Genomic DNA, 24752 nt, shown 5'->3' with positions numbered 1-24752 from the left:
GACGGCGGGCGCCCGTACGCCCGGTAGCATGGCCAGTACGGCAGACGAGCCGGGCGGGCGGCCGCGTGGAGGTTCTTGTGGATTTCCCCGAGGAACGTCCGGGCTCCACAGGGCAGGGTGGTGGCTAACGGCCACCCGGGGTGACCCGCGGGACAGTGCCACAGAAAACAGACCGCCGGGGATCCAGGTCCTCGGTAAGGGTGAAACGGTGGTGTAAGAGACCACCAGCGCCTGAGGTGACTCAGGCGGCTAGGTAAACCCCACCCGGAGCAAGGTCAAAAGGAGCGCTGTGAAAGGCGCTCTGCGCGGACGTTCGAGGGCTGCTCGCCCGAGTCCGCGGGTAGACCGCACGAGGCCGGCGGCAACGCCGGCCCTAGATGGATGGCCGTCGCCGGCGGGTTCGCAAGAACCCACCGGAACAGAACCCGGCGTATAGCCCTGCTCGTCTGCCGCTCTTTATTTCTGCAGGTCAGAGGCCATGTTTTTTGGCTAAACAAACTCTCGGGGTCGAATCCGGGTCGAATCTGGGCCGTGCGGGTGAGTGACATCGTGGATGTGTACGCCGAGTATCGTCGCTCCGGTCCGACTCGTATGGGGCAAGTGGGGCAATATCGGCGTCATGTCGCGTGCAGAACGCAGTCGGAGGCTGGTGGGTAGTGGGTCTGGACGCTTCCGAGGCAGCGGAAAGTATGGTCCGGTGTGTCTTCCTGTGTGGCGCGCACTGGCATGGCGGGGCAGGCGGGATTGAGCTGTCCCTAGTTTCGTGGGTCAACGAAGTTGAGCGGTTCAAGGTGTCCTCGGGCTCGGCGGGTGGTAACGCAGCGTGTGCGTAGCCGCTGGTTAGCAGGGTTCCGGAAGCCGTGCGCATGATTACTCAGGACCACGAGCGCCTCATAACGGGGCCGACAGACCCGTCACCGACCGTGATAGCACGTCAGCGACAAGAGCCAGGCGCACCGCTCAAGAGCGAAGAGCCAGCAACGACACGGCTGTGGCCTCCCGCCGGGCATCCTGGGCGGGACGCTCAACGGCGGCTCGGCCGTCCTGGCGACGCACGAACTGGACAGCGCACAGTTCTGCGCCGTTGACCGCGCCCGCACGTCGGCGGCCGAGTTCGGGATCGACTCGAATGACGGACTCGAGACCGAGCGACCTGGATCGACATCAGCGTAGAAGCCCCGTAAGCGCCGCACTCACGGGGCTTCTACGATGCGCGAGTCAGCCCCTGACTCGAGTGCCTACACCCGCAGTCGAGCTACTCGGCATTAATCTTCTCCGCCGTGGGGGAAGCCCGACACCGACGCCAGGAACTGTGCTGACGTGAAGTAGGGATTGTTCGTGCCACCGAGCACCTCGATAAGGATCGCTTCCTCGTCGCACTCCATGACTCGGTACTGGTCACCTGCCCGGAGCGCGAGGCCCTTGCCGTCCTCGCCGTCGGACACGACGTCGAAGACCTGGCCCTTCGTCGAGCACGGGGCGTTCCGCTTCTTGGCCGCAGCCTTGGCGGCCCTGAATACGTTCTTCCCGCCAGCTTCAGCACCCCGGCCGATGGCCCACCCGCCCACGGCAGTGACGACGGCCAGCGCCCCGGGGCCGCCCACCTTCTTCGCCAGCGTCGTCATCATCTGGTATCCCCCCAGATTGCCCACCCATACCTCCTCGTTGGCCGCGCATCAGGGGCAATCTTATGGAAGGTGGCCATCGACATGTCCATTATTGGCCGGGTACGGCGTGCAGTTCACGAAGATGCGGAACGCCGTGATGGACGCCGGCCAGATCGGCATGGCGCTGCTGACTGCGTGCATCGCGCAGGAGCGGCTGCGGGACCTGCTCGCCCTCGCCCGCACCGGGCCGACCGCGAGCGCGTCGGCCACCTGTGTTGGAAGGTCCTCACCTGGTACGCGGACTCCGAGGTCCGCCAGCTCGCGGTCACTCTCGACTGCTCGTGGCCCAAGATCTCGGCGTTTCATCGCGACCGGCCACTGCTACGCCACCAGCGAGGGCGTCAACCGGATGATCAAGCTATGCGCGCGGAATACGAACGGCTTCCGGAACCCGGCCAACCAGCGGCTACGCACACGCTGCGTCACCACCCGCCGAGCCCGAGGGCACCTCGCACCGCTCAACTTCGTTGACCCAGTTTCGTAGAGTCCGCGGACTGGGTCAGCTCAACGGTCGAGCGCACGAGAATAATCATCGACACCCCGTCAACGACGGTGCGTTGAGTGTCAGCTGGCCCGGATTGACTGTAGAGGCAAGGTGCATTACTGGCCGGGTACGGCGTGCTCGTTGGGTGCTCTCCGTAAATGATCTTAAAGGCTTGGGGTGCAGTCCGCGCTGCCGTGCGACGGATTGCGGATCGGAGGACCAGCGCAGCTATCGACTGTGGCGCGGACGGATGCTCAGCAGCCCGCAAAAAGCGGAGCCCACGTCAGTAGAATTCCGCTGGCCTCCGCGAGCGACCTCCATCTGGGGTCGTCCGGCTGCTTCTCCAGGACCAGCACAGGGCGTATCTGCCCAAAGGTCCTAACACGTTGGAGCTGGTGGGCGTAGTCGAGGACCTGGCCAATTCCCAGCCGAATCTGCTGATCCTCGCTCGCGCCGGTCAGGCTCTTGACCTCAGCGATGAACACGTCGTCGCCGCGCGACCAGCCCGCGTCGAACCTCGGAGCGTGGCGAGCATGCCCGCGAAGCTCGATCTGCTGTCGAGCAAGGTGCTCGACCAGTGCTGTGACAGTTGCTTCGTGTGCTCTCGTGCCCTTGTCGAGCTGATCAAGGTCGAGCGCAAGTGCACCAGCTTCGTGCTGACCGACGCTCCGTCGCCGGAGTGGGCCGCCGAGGATGCCATCCCCAGTCTGAGGCAGTACGAGGACTCGGTCACTGCCGCTCTCAGCTTGTCGCAGCTCTCGACAACGTGCGGGAAATCGTCCGAGGAGGTCCGCGAAGCCGTCCGCGTCCACGACACACACGTGGTAGCCCCGGTCGCGCTCCCACGCTGCACGCACGAGCTTCTGGCTGTACTCCCGGCGTGCGTCGGTCACAACCTGGCTTGCGAGATCACCATGAACCACGACAGTGATCTTGCGTGAGAAGTCTGGTTTCCACCCCGCCCCGAGCCTCAGGGCAATCTCGATGCAGTGTTTTCGGATGGTCCACTCGCCGTCGATGAGCACTTTGCCGGTGAAGCAGAGTGTCTGTCCTCTGAGCGAGCGAACCCAGCCATCGCAGAGCCTGCCGTCCATGATCCCCCTCTTCTGCCTCATGATTCTGACGTGTCTCCGGTGCCGTCTGGCGTCGGTCGTGGAACCCGTGCTGCCCTGACCTACTGGTCAACTTCGGGGTCCTGTGCTTTGGCCTGCATGCACGGATCCCGGAGTCTTCGGTCAACGGCCCGGCTCATGAGGCGCTGAGTGTCTCCGCCACATAGTCATCGTCGATGTCGGGTTCTGTGGACAGTCCGGCTGCATCGGTCAGGTCTGGGTCGAGGTGCTCTGTGCTCCCTTCCACGGCGGCCTCCGTGGTTTCCTCGCCTGGGCTCTCGTCGCGATCAGCTAGAACAGGGAGGACGTACGCCTGGGCCAGTCCCGCCAAATGAAGTGGCAATGGGAGAGACAGTGCTGAGACGTAGTCCGGTGCCTGGCGCAGCTGGTGCATGGCGAGGGCGAGTGCCTCGGCGTCGTCGGCCTGGCCCGGTACTGGGGCACCCGGGTCGGTGTCCTCGTGGCAACCCAGTACCGCGATCTCCATCAGAGTTGGGTTCCAGGCGCTGGTGCCTGCCTGCGAGGTGAGGTTGCCTGCCGCGTTGACCCTGGTGGCGAGCCGGTCGAGGGAGGGTGAGACCGGGTGGCTTGCGGGGCGTTCTGTGGTGCTGTAGAAGATTCGCTCGCTCACGGGTTCTCCATGGTCCTGGCTGGGAGTCTGCTTCCAGAAACCGGCCGGTTGACCATGGGGATTGCCAGGGTCAGCCAGTCCCCACCACTGGGCGCTCTCGCGTCCGCCGCACCCGCGTACACGGACGAGCCGGAGCTCGTCGTCGAGACGGCCGGCGGGGGCGTGACCGGTCCTGATCAGGTCACGTTCGATGCGTCCGTCCTGGAGCCACGGCCAGTGAAGCCTGCTGTTCTGCGCATGGGTGATCAGGACGGTGGGCTGCCCGCGCAGGGAGTGCAGGACGCGCTGGAGGAAGGCCGCGGTCTCCTTGCGCTGCTGGGTGAGGTTGGTACGCCACTGCTTGCCGGTGACTCGGGGCGCGCTGATGTGCGGGCCATCGGTCGAAGGCTCGGGCTCCGCGAATCCTTCGGGGTCTATCTCGGCCTGCTTCACCAGACCTAGGAGGAAACGTGGGTAGGAGACCCACTCCCCCGTACTGTCGTCCCAGCCGCGTACGGACGCGATGCCTTCCCCATCCGGCAGCGGGGTGACCAGGACGGCCACGGGCAGGTGCTTTGGCAGCCGGGTCGGGCCATCCTTGCGGCGCTTCACCATCCACACAGCCGCGTATTGCAGTGCGTCGGGGAGGTCGTCGCCGAGGGTGTGCTGGGGCAGGACACGGACGCCGAGCTGGCGCAGTCCGTCAAGCCAGGAACTGTGCGTGCGGTGATCGATATCTTCCGCGTTGTCGATCTGACGGTCGGTGGACGGGGTCACGACGAACTGGGTCAGCAGCCCGGCGTCGGCGCACCCGAGACGGACAGCGAACTTTGGGTCCGTCGATGTGGGACGGAAAGTGCTTCGGTGCGCGATCTCCACCAGGGCAAGGCCCGGCCGGGAGGGGACAACACCGTCCGCGTGAAGCCAGGCATGCAAGGCGCGGCGACGTTCGGCGACGGCCGATGCGAGGGCTGCACCCCTTGCCTTGACGACGGGATCGGGTACAAGCCGGTCACCAAGCCCATCGGCGAGGGGCAAGCAGCGCAGGCGGAGGGTAAGTTCAGCCGTCCGCCATTCGAGGACGATCGGTGACCCAGGCCTGGCCTCGTCGAAGTCCTGATCCGTGACGTGTGCGACGGAGACACCGCCGTCGCCATCGAGTCCCAGGACCTCGGCAAACTGTGCCACCGCCTCCTTGCGTACCTCAGGCGACTGCCACAGCAGCCGGGCTTCCACCACGGGCGGGGCATCCTGGTGCGGACCGTGGCCGTCGATCCGGGCCTGCGTGGCGAGTGCCACGCGCCGGGCCTGGCCCTCGGCTTTCTTGATTTCGTCGGTCCTCTTCTTAGGCCGCCGGTTCTCCGGTGCGGCGATGCCCTTGCCGCGTCCCCGTGTCAGATCGGGCACCCGGACCAACGTCTCGGGAAGGGCCTGTTCGGCCCATTCGGTCAGCTGGGCCCGCTGGTTGGGCATGAAGCCGACGCCGATCTCGTGCTTGCCCATTCGGGTGCTGTGGACAACGGCGCCGCGGACTCCGCGGCCCTCGCCGATCCAGGAGACCGGCTCGGTAAGGAGTTGTTCGGGGTCGGGGAAATTGCCGGCGAGGCTGAGTCCGCGCAGGATGCCGGCGGTGTCGTTCTCTGACCAGACGAAGGTATCGGCGGCCCGGTCGCGACGCAGCCGGGCGACGGCGTAGCGTTCGGTGGCTGGTGCTCCGGGGAGCCAAGGGATGGTGGGACGGAGGTAGGCCGTAGTGGCCTCACGGTAGGACAGGTTAAGGCGCTTGGTCGTGGCCCGCGGGTGGGTGGCCCAGCGTCGTACGCCCCAGTGCAGGTGGAGGCGCGGCCTGGGGTCGAACGGTGTGGTGTGCAATGAGATGTTCAGGACGACGGAGAACCACCATTCCTTCCGTTTGACGGTCCGGCACAGGGGTTGCGACATGAGCTCAGCGCCCTGGTCCCGCGGCCCCCGGGGCAGAGCACGGAAGCGCAGCTGTCCGCCCTCGAACGGGTAGGCGCCGAGGGCCAGGATGCGGCGTGCCAGTGCGTCGGTGGCGAGCTGGAACTGCCTTGGTTCGGGGGCCGCGGTGCCGCCCGCGGTGGTCGGGGTGGTGAGCAGTTCGACGCCGGCGACGGGTTGCCACGTGGGCAGGTTCCGCTTCAGGTCGGCGCTGCTGGCGAGTAGAAGCGAGCGAAATCCGGGGTCCTGTGCGGCGCCCTTGGGACCCAGTGTGCGCAGCCAGGCATCAAGGAGCTGTTGCAGCGAACGGCCCGGCAGCGGATCAGGGACCGAGGCGGGTACGTACATCCAGAAGTCCTCGGCTACCTGCGGACCCGGCTCGACGGGCGTCCGGGGCCGGGGGCGGACGATCACGTCAGGGGCGAGGGTCTGGAGGACACCATCGAACCGGCGGGTGGGTAGAGTCAGCAGCTGCTTCTCCTCGTCCCGCCCGTGGTTGTGCAGATCGAGGAGTCCGGCGTGCCAGTGTTCGGGGAAGGCTAGCGCGCGGAAGTCCTCAGTCCAGGGAGCGCTGTCTTCGGCGAGGTGGTACGCGGATCGGCGGGTATTTTTGTACATGTCGGTTCTCCCTGCGAAGTCGTACGTGATCGATGGCAGGCCAGATCATCGACGGCGTCGGTCGATGCCTGTCAGCCCGCGTCGAGAGGGTCGGGCGGAGGTGCTCCCATGACGCACAGCGCCTCGTATAGCGGGCGGTAGAGCAGTTTGACGAGCTCGGCGTCAGCGGGGTCGGGGAGCGCGCCCCCAAAGGCGCCCCCGACCCCGCTCTCCCCGAAGTACGGGGCGAGGACGTCCCGCAGCCGCACGAGCAATCCCGGGTCACTGGTACGGCGGGGTTGCCGTCCCTGTTCGGTGAAAGGCGCCTGGGCCGCTGCGAGCTGTGGCGCGAAGGCCGCGTCGACGAAGACGACGCGGGCGGGCACGCCGCCGCGCACGAGGCGTCCGATGACCTGCCAGATGGTGACGAGCTGGTCCCAGACGAAGGATTTCTTCTCGTCTTCAGGGAGCGAGGAGTAGATATAGGGCCGGGACAGCAGGTGCCGCCAGACGCCGCGGGCGGTGGTTCGGAAGGCGCCGCCAGCCGCGTCCAGGCTGCCCGCCTCGGCAACCAGCTCGTCGAATGTTCTTTCCTGCCACGTCAGTTGACCGCGTACGAACCGGGTCGCCCAGTCGTTGACGGCGAAGACGGCCAGGGTCAGGTCGTCGGGGCGCGGGTGCGGTCGGACCAGAAAGAACACCGTCCCGAACGCCGCCACTCTCTCCTCGCCCGGACGCTGGGGGACGGTGAGGATGTTGTGCCCTCGCTCGACGGCCAGGAGGGGAGCGACGAGGAGTTCGGCGTCCGAGTCGTCGGCGAAGGAGGCGAGGTCTCCGCGCCGGACCGCTCCGGCCCTTGATCCCGTACGCGATCCGGTGTCCGATGTCCGGCTGCCCGACGGGGGCGCACCCTCGACTGCGGTCTCCAACTCGGCGTCGTCAGCTGCCAGAACACGCACCCGGCCGCGCCAGCGCGGGATCTCGTCCAGGGCAGCGGCGGCCACCTTGGCCTCGGCGTAGCTGCCCACCAGGAGCAGGGCGCGCTTGCGGCGCTGGTCGGGGATGCGGGCCAGTTCACTCTGCAGCGGAGAGGAGTTTCCGTCGCCCCGGGACCGGGCGAGCCGGTCGATCATCAGACGCAGGACGTCCTCGCGATGGTCAGGGTCCTGCCCGGAGAGCCGGATCGGCTGCCCGGCGGCGTCGTAGAGGAACTCGGTACGGAACACGGTCTTCCGGATGGCATCCAGCGCCTTTCTCTGCGGTTTAAGAACCGCGCGCACGGGAGCCAGGACGTGTGCCCTGGTGGAGGTGCCGGCCCAGCTGGTGCCCGACATCAACAAGACATGCGGGCCCGCCTGACCGCGGCCGGGGTCGGCGCCGAGCTGGGGAAGGTTGAGAAGCAGCTCGCGGCCCACGCCTGCGCAGCGGAAGAAGCGCAGAGTACCGGTGCGGTGACCGTCCTTGTTACGGGCCGCGGCACGTTCGTCTACCAGGTACTGGAAGCCGAGCACATTTCCCATGGGCGCCTCGGGTAGGAGGGGCGCGTAGTCGAGGGGCGGGCGGCGGGTCAGTTCGTGGCTGGCTGCGTCGAGCCGCAGTGCCGCCTCCACCTGGGGCCACAGGAACGTAACCCGGTCCAGGCGTTGGTGCAGGGCAGCGAGAACGAGGGTGAATTCCAGTCGGCGTGCGTTGAGTTCGCGCCATGCCTCGGTGAGGGGCACGTCCTCGGAGGCCGGTTCCTTACCCCGCTTGGTGACGGGCGCGCGGCGCTGCTCTGGCCCCGGCGCTCCGATGAGGAGCGAGTCGAGGAGGCTGCGGACGCGGCGCCGTGTCCGCTTCTCGTCAAGGGTGTGCAGAACGTCGTGGGCGAGGGCGGTCAGCTCGTCCGCGGGCGTCCCGTAGGGGCCGCGCCCGCCGAGCGGATCGTCGCGGAACGTGTCGAAGAACCGGGTGATCTCGATACGGCGCTGCTCCCAAGGAGCCTCCGGAGCAGTGATGTCGCTGTCGTCTCCGAGACCGTCTTCGTCTTCGTACAGCGCGCTCTCGTCTTCAATGCCTCCTTCGTCTGTGCGGCTATTCGGCTGCCCCTCGGCCCGGCTCGACACCGGCGGGTACCAGGCGTGCAGCAGCTTCTCCTGGAGGGTCCACGCGCTGAAATAGTCTATCTGCGCCCAGTTCCGCAGCCCTTCGTCGTCGATGAGCATGGCGTACAGCCGGTCCGCGGCGGATCCGACAACATCCAGTGCGGCGGACCACCGTTCCACGTCCTGGTCGGAGAGCTGGAGTCGTCCCTGCCGGGCGAGTTCGGCGATCTCATGGGTCTGTAGCCGGTCGAGCCAGGATTCGGAGACACCGGTGGTGACGAGGGTGGCCGACGGCGCGAACATCTGATCGAGCTGCATCTGTACGCGGTCGGCCTCGTCGACGATCAAGATGTCGCTGCGTAGGCAGGCCAGTTCCAAGTAACGCAGGCGTTCGGCGTTGAGTTGGCGCGGTACGGCAGTCTGGACAAGGCTGGCGGGATTGGCCACCCAGATCAGCGCGTCCACGAGGTCGCGGGCGGAGGAGTGCCGGGGGCAGGCGCTCCACAGCGGACAGGCGTGCGGGGTGCCCAAGTCCTCGTTGTCTGCATCGTCCGCGGCGGTCTCCCTTCCGGCGATTCCCCGGGCGTGTTCGAGTTCGCGTACGGCGCGCTCGCCCACCGGTTCTTCGACGGCTTCCTTGCTGGGTGCGGGGTGGAGGGCACCGCACGGTGCGTCGGCGTAGCGCAGCGGCTCGGACGTGTCGAGGGCCCGGAGAGCGTCCAGCGGGCAGGCGGTGCTCAGGTGGGTGAAGCTGGGGAGGGTGTGGGCCAGCAACGAGTGCTCCCCGCGTGCGGCGAGCCTGCGGTGCAGCCGCTGGGTGTGCTGGGGCCGCGTGGTGCCGCCCTGCACGAGGGCGGCGCTCAGACCGAGCGCGCGGAACAGTTCGGTCAGGGTGAGCTGTTCGGCCACGTCGCCGACTACAAGGGTGATGCGCAGACCATTCTGGTGCGCCCAGACGGCGAGCAAGGTCATCAGGGTGGACTTGCCAGCGCCGACCATGCCGACGAGGTGGGTGAGCCGGTCGAGTCGCAGCGCATCCGCTTCCTCGAATGCCGTCCCGTCCGGGGTGCGGGTGTCGAGTTCGAGGTGGTCGAGGCGCTCCTCCCAGTTTCCCGCCTTCAGCCCACGGCGCCGCTCCTCACCATCCATCCACCGCGCCACGTCGGCGAGTTCGCCGAGCGGTACATCAAGGGGGCCCGCGGTGGCCGGGCGGTCGGCGGTGAGGGGGTGGCCGGGGAAGGGGACGCGTACGAGGTCGGCGGGGATCGAGACGGAGGTACGCCGGTGGCGGCGATCGATGAAGCGGTGTTCTCCCGCCTCCGCTTGGGGGAGTGGCTTCGTAGTGAAGCCGGGGAGGTCCGCGAGGGCGTCGTCGTAGGTGGTGAAGCGATCGGCGGCCACTTTGAGAGAAAGCCGGAGAGCAGGCTCCCCGGCCGCCGGTACGTAGTACGCGCGCAGCCGTTCGGGCAGCTCCAGGTAGGCATCCAGGCTCTGCCGCCACATCCGGCCGCGGCGCATCGGCCAGAGCAGGTGTCGGGCTGCGGTCAGCGCGGTCTGCTCGGCGGTTCCGATGGGGAGTTTCGCGGCCTGCACGAACCGGAGACCATGACCGCCGAGAAGTGTCCACGCTCCGTTGGCCGCGTGGCCGGGTGCCACGGTCTCCAGTAACCGCAGGGCGAGCTCGACCTGGCAGAGTAGGGTCGGCCGGGTCCGGGCATGCTCTTCGGGCCAGGGACCCAGGGCGGCGACGACTGGCTGGTACCAGCTGCTGCGGTCACGCATGATCCGCTCCGTTCTTCCGGGCGCCATCGGCCGGCGCCGTGTGGTTTCCGGCCGGGGGCGACTGGGTGCGCACTGTGCGGGTGGGCGCGATGGACGCGTCCGGTCCGCGTTCGCCGGACAGCCGCAGCCGTGCGGCCCGTATCAGTTGCTTGTCAGTCAGAAGCCGCAGGCCGTCCGCCCCCGCACCACGCTCCCGGGTGTAGACGTCGAGGTAGTCGCGGCGGGCGCGCACCCGGAAGCTCGGCACCACCCAGCAGGCCTCGTCGTACGGCGGCTCGGCGCGGACCGTGGCGGCGGCGCGTCCGAGGAAGGCGGGGTGTGCCCAGTCCTTGACGTCGACGGCCCACACGTGGCCGTCGGGGAAGGTGACGCGCAGGTCGTACGCGTCGAAGCCGGGCCACATCTCGACGGTGAGCCCGAGGGCACGCAGTTCGCTCTCCAGCGATACCTCGGAGCGTCCGGGACCGGTGACGAACTGCCGCAGGGGTTTGCGCAGTTGGCGCAGCTCACCCACTTCCGCCGCGACGAGTTCCCTCCCGTGCGGTGCGGGGCCCCGGTGCCGACACTGGTCACGCTCGCACCACCACTCGTTGTTGGACACCGGGTGGAGCAGGGTCAGGCAGCGGTGGCAGCACAGGTAAGCCCCGTTCCGGCGGAACCCGAGGGGGACGGGGGCGTAGATCTCCTCGATGAGGAAGCGGACCGGGTCGAGGAAGAGGTCCGTACTGACCTCGGTCCAGTCCGCCTCCGTGAGCACAGGCTGGGTGACCAGAAGGCGGCGGAAGGCCGTGTACGACTCGGGCGATGACATGGCGCGGCAGGCACGGAGGGCCTCGTGGATTACCAGACGGTCGTACTGTCGTCCGGTGCTGTCGCCGTGTCCCTGCACGGCGAGTTCGTGGCAGAGCTGCGCGGGCTCTCCCGAATCCGCGTCGATGAGTCGGTCGGCGGCGTCGAACAGATCGGCGGGCAGCCTGTCGAGGGGCCAGCTGCCCAGGGGACGGGCTCGGGCCCAGCGCATCATCTCGGGCACCCCTGCTGGAGGCTTGGCCCTGTTGCGCAGGCACTGGAGCACGAGGGCGTCCAAGGCGCGCTGCGCGGCGGGCGGGTAGGGCAGGGTGAAGGAGTCGAGGCGGTCGACGGCCGCCAGGTGTAGGACGGCGGTGGCGACGTCCCGGAGGAGGACGACATCGGGGTTGGACAGCCAGTCCGGTACGAGTTGCTGGTCAGTCATGAGCGGAGGCCTCTCCTCTCGGTGTGGGCCTCGCATCCGGGGAGGACGCTGCCCCTGGGGCGGACAGGCGGTCGGGCGCGAGCTGCTCGTCAGGTACGTGCCGGGGTGTCTCCTCGTAGGGGGTGTCCACGGCGGGGCTTCCCGGGCGTGGATGGTCGGTGACGTAGGCGGTGCCGGGCCGGCACCAGGTCCGGGCTTGGCAGCCGTGGCAGTGGCGCCCGGTCCTCGGTTCGTACGTGGTGTCGTCCAGGAGTGGCTGGGCGAGTTCGGCGATGACGGCCCGGGCTTCGTCGACGTTCTCAGCGCGGCCGGGGTCGATGGGTTCGAGCCGGCTCTCCCCATGACCTTCGCGTAGGTGCTCCAGTTCGACCCAGGACCGGCGCGGCTCGGCGCCGAGCGCACCTGCATGGAACAGCAGTACCCCGAGGGCGAGTTGAGGGTAGGTACGGAGCAGTGACTCGCGTTCCCACAGCGGGCGGGCCGACGTCTTGGTCTCGCGCCAGATCCATCGTCCGCGATGGGTGTACACCAGGTCGGGTACGGCGAGGACGACGACGTCGAGCTCGGGCACGTACGTCGTTACCCGATGCTGTACAAGCACCTCCTCGTCGGCGCCGAGCCCGTTGAGCGGACACAGCAGCCGGTGCTCGGCGAGCATGGCGGCGGCTTCGCGTGCGGACGCGTCGTCGAGTACGGTACGGGCGCGAATGTCGACCGGCCCCGGGGGCTGACGGTCCCGGCAGCCCCGCGTTGGGCGTTCGGCGTGCTGCGCGTCGAGCCAAGCATCGACGGCCCGGCCGCGCTGTGCGCCCTGGTTCTCTCTGGACAGATCGTTGAGGTGCAGCCGCCGTACCAGGTGGTACTGGGCAGGACACTCGGCGTGCAGGCGCAGATCCCAGACAGATATGGAGCGGCGTTTGCGAACGGGGACCGGGGGCCGCCCGTTCCACAGCCGCGGGGTGCGTTTGAGATCCGTACAGCTGGCGAGGGCCTTGCAGTCGACGCAGCTCTCCCCGGGCCGCACACCGGTTCCGGTCGCGGCGGAGAGGAAGGCAGGCACGGCGTCTTCCGTGAATCGCCGGCTCGCCTCGGCCGGGTCTGTGGAGAGCAGCCCCTGTACGGAGCCGTCGGCGCATCCGACATCGAAGACGCGGAGCAGTCCGGGCGGCCGGACGACATCGGTCGCAGTGGGCGGAGGTTCGCTGCGCGCCTTACGCCGCGGCGTGGGCGCGCCGTACACCATCACCTTGGCCACGGCCGCGAGTTCGGCATCGGGGCGGCCGGTCTTGGCGCGGCCCAGGGAGGGGAGCCACAGGTCGCGCACCATTCCGTCCTGAGAGGCGTACATTCGCCCCCAGAGGGTGTGCTCGTACTGCCGGACACCACGCGGATCGGGGGTGTCCGTGCGGAGGGTGCGCCACGTCCATGGCTTCAACACCGGCTCGGTCGGGGGCAGTCCGGCCTCGACGGCAGCAGCCTGCTCCTGGTGGCGGGCGGCTATGTAGCGCTCCAGGGCGTGGGCGGTCCAGGCCAGGTGAGCGGGGTGGACCGGGGCGCCCCACCCTCGAAAGGGGCCGCGGGTGTTGCGGAGTTCCTCACGCACCCGCTCGATGGGCCAGCCACTGTGCTCCACAAGGTCGAGGGCCGTGAAGAGAGGGGCGAACGGGAACTCCTCGCGCGGGTCGGGCCGGAACGGTACGGGCGGTTCGGCGACGAGGAGGGGGCGCATCGCCGTGCGCCGGTGGGTAGGACAGGCCGCGTCGTCGGGCCGGGCCATCCGGGGGCTCGCCTTGATCAGCCAGTCGTGGCCGACGACACCCGATGGATTCTGCATGCTGACCCCCGTGGATGGCGGCATGGGCAGGAGGTGCCCAGGACTGATGGGACTCTATTGAGGCCCGATGCCAGTCGAGCATGACATACGTTTGTGAACTCAGTCCATGGACTACTCGCGTGATGCTCCCTTCACGCTACTCTGGTGTGCCTGATAAAGCAGGAGCGCAAAGGGGCACGGCGGTGGACGCGGATACGTACAGGCCCAGTGCGGGCGATCTCATCGACGGGCGTTACGAGTTGAGAGACTCGCTCGGCAAGGGCGGGATGGCCCAGGTCTGGCGGGCCCGCGAGGTGTCCGGGGGCCGGGAGGTGGCGGTGAAGTTCCTGCGCCACGACTCCGAGGCCCTCTATTGCCTCGAACCGTACGAGCGGGAGGCCGAACTCGCAGTCAGGAACGCCCGGTTCCGGCGTGAGGCCAGCCTCCTGGGTACGCTCGACCACCCGGGTATCACGGAGCTGTACGGCAGCGGATCGCACCAGGGCGTGCCGTATATCGCCATGCGACTGGTGAACGGGGTGAGCCTGCGGACCTTCCTCGACGAGCACAATCCCCTGCCCCTTGCCACGGCGGTCGCCGTCGCCGCGCAGATGGCCGGGGCACTGGCCTGTGCGCATACGCTCCCCGTTGTTCACCGGGACCTCAAGCCCGCGAACATCATGATTGACGACGAGGGCGCGGTGGTCCTCATCGACTTCGGGATCGCCAAGCCACTGCGCGCCGATGCCACGCGGTACACGGCGCACGGTTCGACGCTGGGCACCCGTGGCTATCTGGCGCCGGAACAGCTCCTGGAGCTGGAGCCGACCGCTCGTACGGACGTCTACTGCTTCGGCTGCATCTTCTACGAACTCCTCACCGGACGGCCCCCGTTCCCGCTCGGTGCGGACTCCGGCCTGACCGACAAGCACCTCCACGAGGAGCCGCTGCCGCCGAGCGTGTACGCCGCGGGCATCCCGGAGCCGATCGAAGATCTGGTGGTACGGATGCTTGCCAAGAAGCCCGAGCAGCGTCCCGCCGTCGGCGAGGTGCTGGCGATGCTGGCCCCGTTCGCGCCTCGGCCTGGTGCCCCAGGGCCCAGTCCGCGTACGCACCCCGACCCCACCGCCCCGTTGCGTCGGCCGCAGGAGCGGGCCCCGCGCCGCCCCGCCCCCGCTCCCTCGCCCGCCGAATCCGCGTCGACCGAGGAGGAGTGGTTGGATCAGGGTGCAGTCGACCAGCTGTGCACGCAGGCCGAGTCGGAGATCGCCTCCGGCGAGCCGGGCGACGCGGCCGCCGTGCTGGTTGGCCTGACGGAACGGGTCCGCAGCGAGTGGGGAGAGCGTCGTCCCCTGGTACGCCGTGTGTGGCAGGCAGCGGCGGACGGACTCCGCTTGGTCGGCGATTTCGGCTCCGCGACCCGTCTTTATCGAGCCATCGGTGACGACCTCATCCACGGGGACGGCCCGGCCGAGCGGGCCGAACGGGCGGTCATCCGGCTGCGCCTCGCCGAGTGCCGCCTCGCCTTCGGTGAGCTGGAGTCCGCCATCAGGGCGGTCGAGGCGGCGGGCCGCACCGCCGCCGGGTTGACACTGGATCTCGCGGCCCGCGTCGAGGCCGTACGCGTCGCGGTCGACACCCAGCTCTCGGCCCGCCTGGCGGACCCGGGGGATGTGGGGGCGTGACCGCTCGCTGAGCAGCTGGGCGATGTCGTCGACGCACGGCCGCATCCTGCGGACGACCGGAGACTACCCGCCGGTCCCACGGACACGAGTACGTAAGCACGGTCCGCGCAGGCCGGGCCGCATGACGCTCACAGTTGGCGGCAGAGCGTTGCGTGAGCCAGACGGACCCGGCCACCGTGTCACGCTCGCCGTCCTACGCCCCGCCCGCCAGGCGTCCGGCCGCGACTTCGTCGCCGAGGTCGCGGACGAGGTCCGCGCCGAGGTCGGTGGCGCGGCGCAACACCCGCTCGAAGGAGTCCAGTTCACGGAAAACCTCGCCGTAGCGGCGCTGTTCGCTGAGCGGGACCTGGCGGACTTGGAGGCGGCGGACGTCGATGCGGGAGGAACTCGTCGTGTGGGTGCCGGCCTGCCGGGCGTTGGCCGGGGCGCGGAGCGAACCGGCGAGGAACCAGGCGTCGAGCTGCTCGGGCTGCACCCGCACGGCATGCAGCTGCGGACCGAGGGCGGTCGGCGGCCCCTCGTGGACCCAGGCGGAGAATTTCCGCGCCACGCCCACGACCACGATGTCCCCGGGTTGGACGATCACGGCCTCGCGGGCCGAATCGCCGTCGGAGGCGAGCCAGCCCCCGGGTTCCCCCGTCCCCAATAGGTCGGGAACGGTGAGGAAGGGGATGTCGCCGTCGGACGAGGGGCTGGTGCTGATCGACTTCTCCGGTGGCTGTTGGCCGCCGCGCAGGGTGAGTGCACCGGCCCGGGCGAGTTCGGCGACGGTGGTCGCTGTCGGTGTGTCCGCCGTGGCTGCGACGAGGTCGAGCGCGGCGAGCAGCTGCGCCGACTTGTCCACGCTTGCGGTGAGTGCGGTGAACTCCCCCCAGGACGCGGCCAGTCGGGGCGCGGTGTCCGCTGGGGACGGGCTGATGTGGCGTCCCGGGGTGAGGTCGACCTCGTCGTCGAGGAGTTCGATGACGGGCACCTGCGCGACGTAGGCGGGGAGCTGCGGGGAGTCGGCCTGCTCGACGGCCTCGCGGACGAAGGCGCCGATCGATGCCCAGTCGGGGGCGGGGGCGCTCTCCCGCGTGGAATCCCGGGGGAAGCGTGACGCGGCGTCGGCGACCAGGAGTCGCCCGCCCGCCTGCTTCTCCTTCCCGGGCACGGGCGTTTGCAGCAGCCACAGGTGCAGGGAGACGCTGTGTGGTGCCGCGCATCCCGGCGGCAGTGCGACGACGGCCCGGAGGTGGCCGGTGCGCAGCAGCGAACCGCGGATTCGTCGTCCGGCCTTCCTGGCCGCGACGGCGGGCGGCAGCAACAGCACAGCGGCGCCGCCGGGATGCAGCCGGGCCAAGCAGTGCTGGACCCACGCGAGTTCGGGCTCGGTGCGCGGGGGCAGCCCGTAGCTCCAGCGGGAGTCGGTGGCGAGCTCCTCATATCCCCAGTCCCGTTCGCTGAAGGGCGGATTGCACAGGACGATGTCGGCGGGGTCATCGGCGAAGGGGTCGTCGCGCAGCGAGTCGCCAGCTCGCACATCGATGACGGCCCGCCCGCCCTCCCTCTCAGCGAGTCTCAGGCGGGCGTCCGCAAGTGCGGCGAGGACAGGGTCGCGGTCACCGCCGAGCAGGGTGGGCTCCCCGCCTCCGGCTGCCTTCACCGCTTCGGCCCCGGCTACGAGCAGGTGCCCGGTGCCACAGGCCGGATCCATCACTGTGACGCTGTTCGAGCCGCTCCCAGCGCTGGTGGCCGCGCTGAGAGCGAGGCTCGCCATGAGTGCTGCCAGGGGTTCCGGCGTCGTGGCGATCTGGCGTACGTGGACATCGAGCCACCGGCGCAGCAGGAACGCGAATGTTTCGGCTTCCCCCTCGCGCCGCCCCAGCGCCACGGTCCGGTCGATCAATTCCGCAGCCTCAGGGGGGAGTTGGCCACAATCCTCGTCCTCCTGGCTGGCGAGGAGCCGTCCCGTCCGTGCGATGGTATCCCCGGTCTCGTCGCGTCCGCCGAGCACCTCGAAGCGGGGCCAGAGCCATTCCCGCTCGACGGACTTCTTGAGTTTCTTGTTCTCGCGCAGCCAGTTCTCGATGTCGGTCATGGAAAATTGGGGGTTGACGTCGGTGCCCGCGATGCGCTGGGGGAAGGTCGGATGCCGCCGCCGCCAGTTGCTGACGGCAGCCCGCCCGACGCCGGCGAGGCGGGCGATTTCGGCCAGAGTCACCGGTACGGCGCGAGGCGTGGTCATCTGCACTCCCAGGGCGTTTCTTGGGCGAACGAGGATTTGCCCCCGACGGTGGGTGCGTGATCGAGCCACCCTTCTCCTCTTACGTCCGTCAGGCTACTACGGCCATTGACTTTGTTCACAGGTCAGGCATGGTCGTTCAGACGCTCCATGCACCTGATCGAGGAACGGGAATGCGGAGACGGACATCCCGGCCACGACCACGCAGTAGAACTCAAGCCCCTTGACGCTGTACAGGCTCGACACCTAAACGCCGACCGTGTCGGCGGGCTCCCTCTCCTCGACCCGCACCACCGGAAGCCTCGCCTTGGCGAGCTCGCTGATCTACGCAGCGTGCATCTCGAACCGCGCAGACCGCGATCTTCGGGGAAGTGACCCCGGCAGCCTGCCAGTCGCGCACCTGCCATCCACGGAGTCGGCCAGCTCCGGACCCATGCCCCGGGCGCAGAGGCCGCTCGCCGAGCAGCAGGGAGCCGTCAAGGTTGCTCGTGGCACGAACTGTGTTGCGCGATGTGTGCGAAGGCGGAGCTGAACGCAGTGACCGTGACATGCTCCACGGCGAGTGGAGGATGGGCGTAAGTGTCCCAGGTTTCGGAGAACTCGGCATGCCGGGAGAGCGCTTGCACGGTCTTCGGATCGTGATTACCGGAGGAGCCGAGCGTGGTGGTGTAAAAGTGCTTGAGATCGTGGAAACGTGTCGTTCCGGGAAGCCCGGCCAGCCTCACGGCCCTTTTCCACTTGTCATGAAAATCGCTGCGCAGGACAGGCCTGCCGAAGCGGTTGGTGACGATGAGGTCCTCGCCCGGTGGCTCCGCGTAGCCGCGCGCCCTGCGGCGCTGCTCGGTGTATGGCGAAACGAGCTCCGGTTCAACGAACTGTGAACTGTGCTGGGTCAGCTGCTCGATCAGGAAGTGGTCCACTGGCAGCGTGGCGTAACTGGCTTTGGTCTTGAGCCCTACGGCCTTGCCGCGCTGCCGTTGCTCCTTGATGCAGAGCCGGTCCTGGCTCTGCATGACTTGGCTTTGCCTCAACCCAAAGGCCTCACCTTGACGGAGCCCGGCGCACGCGGCGAGCCAGATCAGGATCTCGTAGCGGGGCGCCACCTTGCGCATGGCTGCTGCGATGGCTGCGACCTGTCCGGGTGACAGCGCGACCGCTACGCGCTGTGTGACGTCCGGAAGGTCGATGCGCGCCACGACGTTGGACGGTAGTGGAACGTCCTCGTCCAGCATGTAGTGCACAAGAATCCGCCAAGTTTTGAAGATCTGGACGACCGTGCACGTGGAACTGAGGCTGGGTTTGACGAGGAGCCAGTCGACTAGCGCCGTGGAGTCCCGGCGGCGTAGCGCGCTCGCGGGCCGGCGTCCGGCGAACGGCAGGATGTGATTCCGAAGATGGCTCTCGTAGGTATTTGTCGTGTTGGCGTTTTTGTTTCTCTTGCGCCTCCTCTCGATCAACTGTTTCGCGTAGAACTCGACAGGCAGGCTGACTGCACCCGGGTTACCCGATGTACCCAACTGCATGGCTGCATGAAGATTATCCAGATGGTCGCGGCACTCCTGCCAGGCGGCAAAGGAGCGACGGTACTGTTTACCGTTGGAGTCCGCGTATCGGGCTTGCCATTGGAGTCCTCGCCCGTGATCCGATGAGGGATACAGCGGGCGACGTGTCGTTCCACAGCGGCATGGGATCTCCCCGCGGTCCGGTTTTGGATACGTCTTGTGCCAGCGGTCAAAAGGTTCGTTTGGCCTGCCCATGAAATCCCGCCTGCCTGTCTACTGTTTACCCCTCGGCCTTGTTGACCTCGCGTTGGCTTCGGAGCCCGAGTGCTCCGTTGATGGCTGCGAACAGGACCTGCCCACAGCCATCAACGCCAGCACGCGAGTGCTGACGACGGCCGACGGTGTGCTGCTCTATCCGTTCCCCGCGCAGACTTTCCACTACGGGAAGTAGTTATGCACAGCTGTTCATGGTGTACCTGATGGGTTGACGGTCGAGTCACCATGTGTCTGAAAGCTCATCGCCGCCCGATCCGCGACTCCTGGCCATCGGTCTGCAAATTCGACGCCTCAGAGAAGAGCGCGGTTACAGCTTGGAGCAGCTTGCTGAACGCAGCGGATTGAGCTTTCGAGGCCTCATCTATATCGAGCACGGGAGGCGCAATCTCAGCGTGCTGACACTCCTCGGCATCGCAGCGGGGCTTGGTGTGGAACCAGGGCGGCTCGTCAACCATATTGGGGGAGAACCCGAAAAATCCATCTCGCACTGATGTGGGATAAGCACTTTGTTGGTGGTCATTTTTCTGAGGAGCTCAATCGCCACCGCCCCCTCGCCGACTGGCCATGAACTCGGCGGTGCCCGAACGGCATGACGTTTTGGCGTGTCCGGGCGGCTGATTGCTGTACTGCTGCTATCCCCTGTGGGCAGCCCACGCGGAGTTCCGCGGCTGTTGTCGGGCCCGATCCGTGTCGTTGTCGGGTGAGTGCCTCCGGAACCGCGAGTTCCCCACGACCTCCCCGATGACGGGGGAACGAGGTGTGCGCCTGAGGCTCGGCCGATAGTGTCACCGCTGGTGATCGAGTCGGGGCAGAGGCCATCCCAACCCGATGGGGGAGTATGAGCTGGCCCGGCAGACAGCGGGGAGGGGTGCGTGCACGCTCAGGAGACCACGTTCAAGGAGCTCGTCCAAGGCGAGAAGCAGTTCCAGGTGCCGCTTTACCAGCGCACATACAGCTGGCAGCAGGACGAGCTGCAGCAGCTCTGGGACGACGTGCTGGAGCTGGTCGAGGAGCACCTGGAGGGCAGGACGCCCGCGACCCACTTCCTCGGCTCCGTGGTGCTCGCCCCGGGAAGGATCACCGCGGGAGGTATGCAGCGCTGGCTCGTCGTCGACGGGCAGCAGCGGCTCACCACCCTCATGCTGGCCCTCACCGCGCTGCGTGACCGCTACCGGGAGCGCGGCGCCGAGCGGGACGCCGACCGCATTCACGACCTCGTGCTCGTCAACAGGTACCGCAACGGCGACGACCACTACCGTCTCCTGCCGACACAGGCGGACCGCGAGGCCTTCACCGCGTGCGTCGAGAACACCCCCAAGGCCGGTGGCCCCGGCAATGTGGGCGCCGCCTACCGCTTCTTCGTGGCCGTCCTCACGGAGGGCGAGGAGAACGGCGGCGAAGCGTGGACGGGCGCGGTGGAAACCGTCCTGAGCAGTCTGGTGTCCATCGTCGAGATCACCGCGGCCGAAGGCGACAACGTCTACCGCATCTTCGAGTCCATCAACAACACCGGTGTCGGTCTCCGCCAGAGCGACCTGCTGCGCAACTACCTCTTCATGTGCTTGCAGACCCGTGGCGAGTCGGTCTACCGCAACCACTGGCTGCCTATGCAGGAGCTCCTCGGTCCCGACAACCTCGAACTGCTCGTCTGGCTTGATCTGGTTGTGGCTGGCAACAGCCGGGCCAAGCAGAGCGAGATCTACCGCGACCAGAAGAAGCGCCTGGAGCCACTGAGCACCGACGAGGCGGCACTGGAGGCCGAGATCGCCTCCCTCGCCCGGCGGGCCGAACGGTTGATGCGCATCCTGGAGCCTCGGCGGGAGCCGGACCCGGAACTGCGAGAGGTCCTGGAGAGGCTGTTCCGTTGGGGCGGTCAGACCCACTACCCGCTGGCGCTCCAGCTGCTCGACCGTGTCGACGACGGCCGGGCCACGCCCCAGCAGGCCGCCCGAGCGCTGGCCTACGCCGAGAGTTACATGGTGCGCCGCCTCTTGGCGGGCCTGTCCACCACGGGCAGCAACCGGGTCTTCATGGAGATGCCCAAGGAACTGGAGAAGGACGACGACCCGGCGGACGCCGTACGCCGTTTCCTGTCCCGGAACAGGACGGGGGCACGAGTCTGGCCCGGCGACGAAGCGCTGCGCGAGGCTGTCCGCACCCGCCCCTTCTACAAGGCGGGCCGCAGCAACCAGCGGTTCCAGGTGCTGCGCCGACTGGAGGAGAGCTATGACGGTAGTGAGCCCGTGGACTACGCCAAGGCATCCCTCACCGTCGAGCACGTGCTGCCGCAGAGCCCGGCCCAGCAATGGTACGACCTTCTCGCCGAGGACGCCGAGGACGGCCAGAGCCCGGACGAACTCCACGCCCTGCTCGTCCACACCCTGGGCAACCTCACCCTCTCCGCGGACAACGCGCGCCTGTCGAACCACCCCTTCCGCCGCAAGCAGGAAATCCTCGACGCCAGCGCCTTGCGCATGAACCAGCGGATCGCCGCCGAGGAACGGTGGGCGAGGAAGGAGATTCTCGCCCGCGCCGACGAACTGGCGGACAAAGCCGTGAGGTTGTGGCCCGGCCCCGCCGAGGGAGTCGTCCAAGCAGAGGACGAGTGGGCTGGCTGGAAGGAACTCCGGGCTGCGCTCCTTGCCATGCCGGCCGGCACGTGGACGACGTACGGCGATGTGGCGGCACTGATCGGCACCCATGCCGTCCCAGTGGGCCAGCACCTGGCGACCAGGGTTGGTCTGCACGGCGCGTACCGCGTGCTGACGGCGGACGGCCGCGTCTCGGCGGGCTTCCGGTGGCCGGACGGCAAGGAGTCCGGCGACGCGCGAACCCGCCTGGAAGCGGAGGGAGTTCGCTTCGACGACGCGGGACGGGCCCGCCGGTCCCACCGGCTGACCACCGCCGACCTGGCTACCCTGCTCGGCAGGGACACCGCGGATGAGTCCGTGCCATCCGCGCAGGCCGAAGTCGAGCAGCAGACAAAGGCCGACCGGTTCGAAGCCCAACTCCGCGACAACCAGACCGAGGAGACCGTGCAGGGCGTCCTCGGCGCACTGCGTTATTGGGAGCAGCAGGGCGGCCACCTTGCCTACGGCCGAGCCGACGAGACCAGTTGCTTCCCAATGGTGCGGTTCGGCGACACGCGCGACACCGCCCGTGCGCTCTGGCCGCTGGGGATCTACCCAGTCGCGGGCACTGTCGAAGTGGTCTTCCAATACTTGAAGCGGCGGCCTCCGTTCGATGACGAGCCAATGCGCCGGGAGCTGATGATCCGGCTGAACGGCATCGAGGGCATCGACCTGGCGGAGGCCAAACTGGACCTGCGTCCATCCTTCGCCCTGGAGGTCTTCTCCGGGCACAGCGAGGAGATCTGCGTGGTGCTGGAATGGTTCGCGCAGACCGCCGCTCTGGCTGAGGCCCGCCGCATGATGGACGACGGTCCGGACACGCTCTGACGTTGTCATCACGGGTGTGAGGCCCGAGAACGCATGGGCCCCACACCCGTCGAACCCAAAGTGCTACGGACGCGGACCGCTGATGACTGGTGCCAGGAACGGACTCGGCGTCCCGTGCCAGGACACACGCAGTGCCTCCCGCGCCCGCGTGCACGCCACGAACAGCACGCTCAGCTCGCTATTCACATCCTCCTGGTGCTGCTGCGCGTCGACGTCCACCGGAGTCACGGCGGACTTCATCGGAACCGTGCCGTCCATCACCCCGGCCACGGCGACGCAGCGGAACTCCAGCCCCTTCATCCGGTGCATGGTCCCTATCCGCACCCCCGCACCACTGCGCCCGGCCCCCAGGACGAAAGAAGGGATCCCGGCGCGTTCCAGGGCCTTGGCGATGTCCCGCCCGAACTGGATGAACCGCACCGCGATGCCGATGTGTTCCGTATCCACGCCCGAGGCGGCCCACTTCTCCACCTGGGCCACCAGCGCCGCCATCTCCTCGGGCTTCGAGGCGTGTCCCGCGGTCTCGGGCCGTTCGCCGTGCATCGTGGAGCGATAGCCAGCCAGGGTCTCCTTCCCCTCGTCCATGTCGTCGGGCTTCTCTCCGGTCAGCAGCGCGGTGGACCAGGCGAGGATCTCCTGCGTGGTGCGGTAGTTGACCCGCAGCCGGTACGAGCGTCCGACGACCTCGACGCCGAGCGAGCGAAGCGAGACCCGGTTGCCGTAGATACGCTGGTGGGTGTCCCCGGCGAGGAACAGGTCGTCGGCGCCGGAGCCGACGAGGGCCCGCAGGAACCGCCACTGGGCGGGGTGCAGGTCCTGTGCCTCGTCGACGACGACATGCCGGAAGGGCCGCTTGCCGCTCCCGTCCAGGACACGTGCGGCCTCGGCGCACACCTGCAGGAACGTCCATTCCCCGGCCTGGCGCAGCTGCTCCTCGAAAGCGGAGACCGCACGCCACACCTGAAGGCGTTTCAGCGGCCCGAGCCCGCTCCCACGGCCTGTCCGCAACACTTTGAGGTATTCCTCGGGAGTGGCGACGGCATGCGCGACGACGACGTGCCGCCACTCCTGGTCGAGGAAGACGTCCGTGAAGTCGAGGTTCAAGCGTCGCGCGATCCGCGCCCACCGAGCGGTGATCTCCTTCTGGTCGAAGACCAGTTTCAGCGGTGCGCCGCCGCGGTCCGCCCGTACGATCTCGTTGGCCAGGGCGTCGACGTTCACCACCCGGATCTTCGCGCGGACAGCGTCCTCCGTGATCAGCAGCTCCATGCAGCGCTGCAGTTCGGCGGCCAGGTCCTTCGTGTAGGTCGTCAGCAGTACACAGCCGTCGGGCGCGTCGGCGGGCAGGCCCCGCGCGAGGTGGTACGCCCGGTGCAGCGCCACGACGGTCTTGCCCGTACCCGGCCCGCCGGTGACCCGCGCCGAGCCGGCGTAACTCTCCTGGTAGGCCACCCGGTACTGGCTCGGATGCAGAAAGACCCGCCAGGCGTCGAAGGGGCGCTGAAGGATCTCCAGCAGTTCATTGGCTCCGGAGACGAGGGCGATACGGCCGCGTGAGCGGCCCATCGCGGTGCCCAGCTCGTCGCCCTCGGAGGCCCGGGCGCTCCGCACGGCTGTCCGGGCGTACGCCTGCACGAGCTCGCGGTCGATCTCCTCGGGCTTCATACCGGTCGCGAGCCCGAGCAGCACGTCGTACTGCTGCTCGGGAAGCACCTTGTGCAGTGCCTCCAGGTGGGCCTCGTCGGGGACCAGCCGGATGATCGGCAGGATCTCCTCGTCGACCCCGAGGCTGCGCAGCACCTTGTCCGGATACTCCGCGGCGGGGAACAGACGGGACGGCTCGTCGGCGGCCAACGCACGCAGCCCAGCCGTGGCCCGCTCCAGGGCCACATCGTTGCGTATCTCGATGCCCTGGGTGGCCTCGTTCACCGACGCCCGGTGCTTCGCCGCCCAGTCGTTGGCCTTGTCGTGCGGGAGCACCCTCAACAGCAGATAGCTGTCGCCGGACTCCGCCTTGAGGACGACGCCGCGCCAGAAGTCGGTGATCCGGATGGTCCGCAGCCGCGGATCCTTCTGGTGCGTGAGCTTCTCCAGGTGCAGTCCCGCGTGCTTGGCTGCCGCGAACTTCTCGAACACCTCGAAGACGCGTTTCTGGACGGATTTCTCCAGCGTGGCGAACTCCATCAGAAAGTCCCGGTGCATGCCCAGCGTCGCCATCCCCGCCCCCTCCGGCCAGCCTTCCAGGAACTACGATCACTTTACTGA

General features: G+C 68.1%; 12 protein-coding genes and 1 other RNA gene. 4 read left to right on the top strand and 9 right to left on the bottom strand.

The annotated features are described in order from the left end of the window. Positions 1-45 precede the first annotated feature (45 nt). Positions 46-449, top strand: an RNA gene (rnpB, locus tag AC069T_RS22170) — RNase P RNA component class A. 816 nt (positions 450-1265) lie between these two features. On the opposite strand, the gene AC069T_RS22165 is transcribed toward rnpB, so the two are convergent. The 6 genes from AC069T_RS22165 to AC069T_RS22140 form a co-directional block, all read right to left on the bottom strand. Next, positions 1266-1652, bottom strand: a complete 387-nt coding sequence (locus AC069T_RS22165) for a hypothetical protein (RefSeq protein WP_062647838.1) — start codon at positions 1650-1652, stop codon at positions 1266-1268. Positions 1653-2405: 753 nt separating this feature from the next. Next, positions 2406-3266 carry a BRCT domain-containing protein gene (locus tag AC069T_RS22160; RefSeq protein ID WP_329470534.1) on the bottom strand — a complete coding sequence of 287 codons (861 nt, stop codon included), beginning with the start codon at positions 3264-3266 and terminating at the stop codon, positions 2406-2408. A gap of 133 nt (positions 3267-3399) precedes the next feature. Then, the gene (locus AC069T_RS22155) at positions 3400-6450 is read right to left on the bottom strand and encodes a pPIWI_RE module domain-containing protein (protein ID WP_319093072.1); all 3051 of its coding nucleotides are present in this window, start codon (positions 6448-6450) and stop codon (positions 3400-3402) included. 71 nt (positions 6451-6521) lie between these two features. Further along, entirely contained in the window at positions 6522-10295 is a 3774-nt protein-coding gene (locus AC069T_RS22150) for a pPIWI_RE_Z domain-containing protein (protein WP_319093071.1), read from the bottom strand. Continuing rightward, positions 10288-11529 carry a pPIWI_RE_Y domain-containing protein gene (locus AC069T_RS22145; protein ID WP_062647830.1) on the bottom strand — a complete coding sequence of 414 codons (1242 nt, stop codon included), beginning with the start codon at positions 11527-11529 and terminating at the stop codon, positions 10288-10290. Before AC069T_RS22145 ends, AC069T_RS22150 begins: the two co-directional genes overlap by 8 nt. Beyond that, positions 11522-13363 (bottom strand): PD-(D/E)XK nuclease family protein, encoded by a 1842-nt coding sequence (locus tag AC069T_RS22140; RefSeq protein ID WP_234437013.1) that lies wholly within the window; start codon positions 13361-13363, stop codon positions 11522-11524. The genes AC069T_RS22145 and AC069T_RS22140 overlap by 8 nt, the downstream gene beginning before the upstream one ends. A gap of 182 nt (positions 13364-13545) precedes the next feature. On the opposite strand from AC069T_RS22140, the gene AC069T_RS22135 reads away from it, so the two are divergent. Beyond that, positions 13546-15027: a serine/threonine-protein kinase gene (locus AC069T_RS22135; RefSeq protein WP_062647828.1), complete on the top strand. Its 1482-nt coding sequence runs from the start codon at positions 13546-13548 to the stop codon at positions 15025-15027. 193 nt (positions 15028-15220) lie between these two features. Here AC069T_RS22135 and AC069T_RS22130 read toward each other — a convergent pair whose 3' ends face one another. Further along, positions 15221-17254 carry an N-6 DNA methylase gene (locus AC069T_RS22130; protein WP_062647826.1) on the bottom strand — a complete coding sequence of 678 codons (2034 nt, stop codon included), beginning with the start codon at positions 17252-17254 and terminating at the stop codon, positions 15221-15223. A 473-nt stretch (positions 17255-17727) separates the two neighbouring features. After that, positions 17728-18774 (bottom strand): tyrosine-type recombinase/integrase, encoded by a 1047-nt coding sequence (locus AC069T_RS22125; protein ID WP_078890371.1) that lies wholly within the window; start codon positions 18772-18774, stop codon positions 17728-17730. A gap of 482 nt (positions 18775-19256) precedes the next feature. On the opposite strand from AC069T_RS22125, the gene AC069T_RS22120 reads away from it, so the two are divergent. Together AC069T_RS22120 and AC069T_RS22115 are read left to right on the top strand one after the other, a co-directional pair. Continuing rightward, positions 19257-19520 carry a helix-turn-helix domain-containing protein gene (locus AC069T_RS22120; protein WP_234437012.1) on the top strand — a complete coding sequence of 88 codons (264 nt, stop codon included), beginning with the start codon at positions 19257-19259 and terminating at the stop codon, positions 19518-19520. Between the two features lie 381 nt (positions 19521-19901). Continuing rightward, positions 19902-22487 carry a GmrSD restriction endonuclease domain-containing protein gene (locus AC069T_RS22115; RefSeq protein WP_062647820.1) on the top strand — a complete coding sequence of 862 codons (2586 nt, stop codon included), beginning with the start codon at positions 19902-19904 and terminating at the stop codon, positions 22485-22487. A 63-nt stretch (positions 22488-22550) separates the two neighbouring features. On the opposite strand, the gene AC069T_RS22110 is transcribed toward AC069T_RS22115, so the two are convergent. Beyond that, on the bottom strand, positions 22551-24704 hold the full coding sequence (locus AC069T_RS22110; RefSeq protein ID WP_062647818.1) for a UvrD-helicase domain-containing protein: 2154 nt from the start codon (positions 24702-24704) through the stop codon (positions 22551-22553). Positions 24705-24752 lie beyond the last annotated feature (48 nt).

The sequence above is a fragment of the Streptomyces sp. NPDC043867 genome (genome assembly GCF_056435845.1).
The sequence above is the reverse complement of the archived record's forward strand: the minus strand, read 5'-3'. Positions and strand labels throughout refer to the sequence as shown.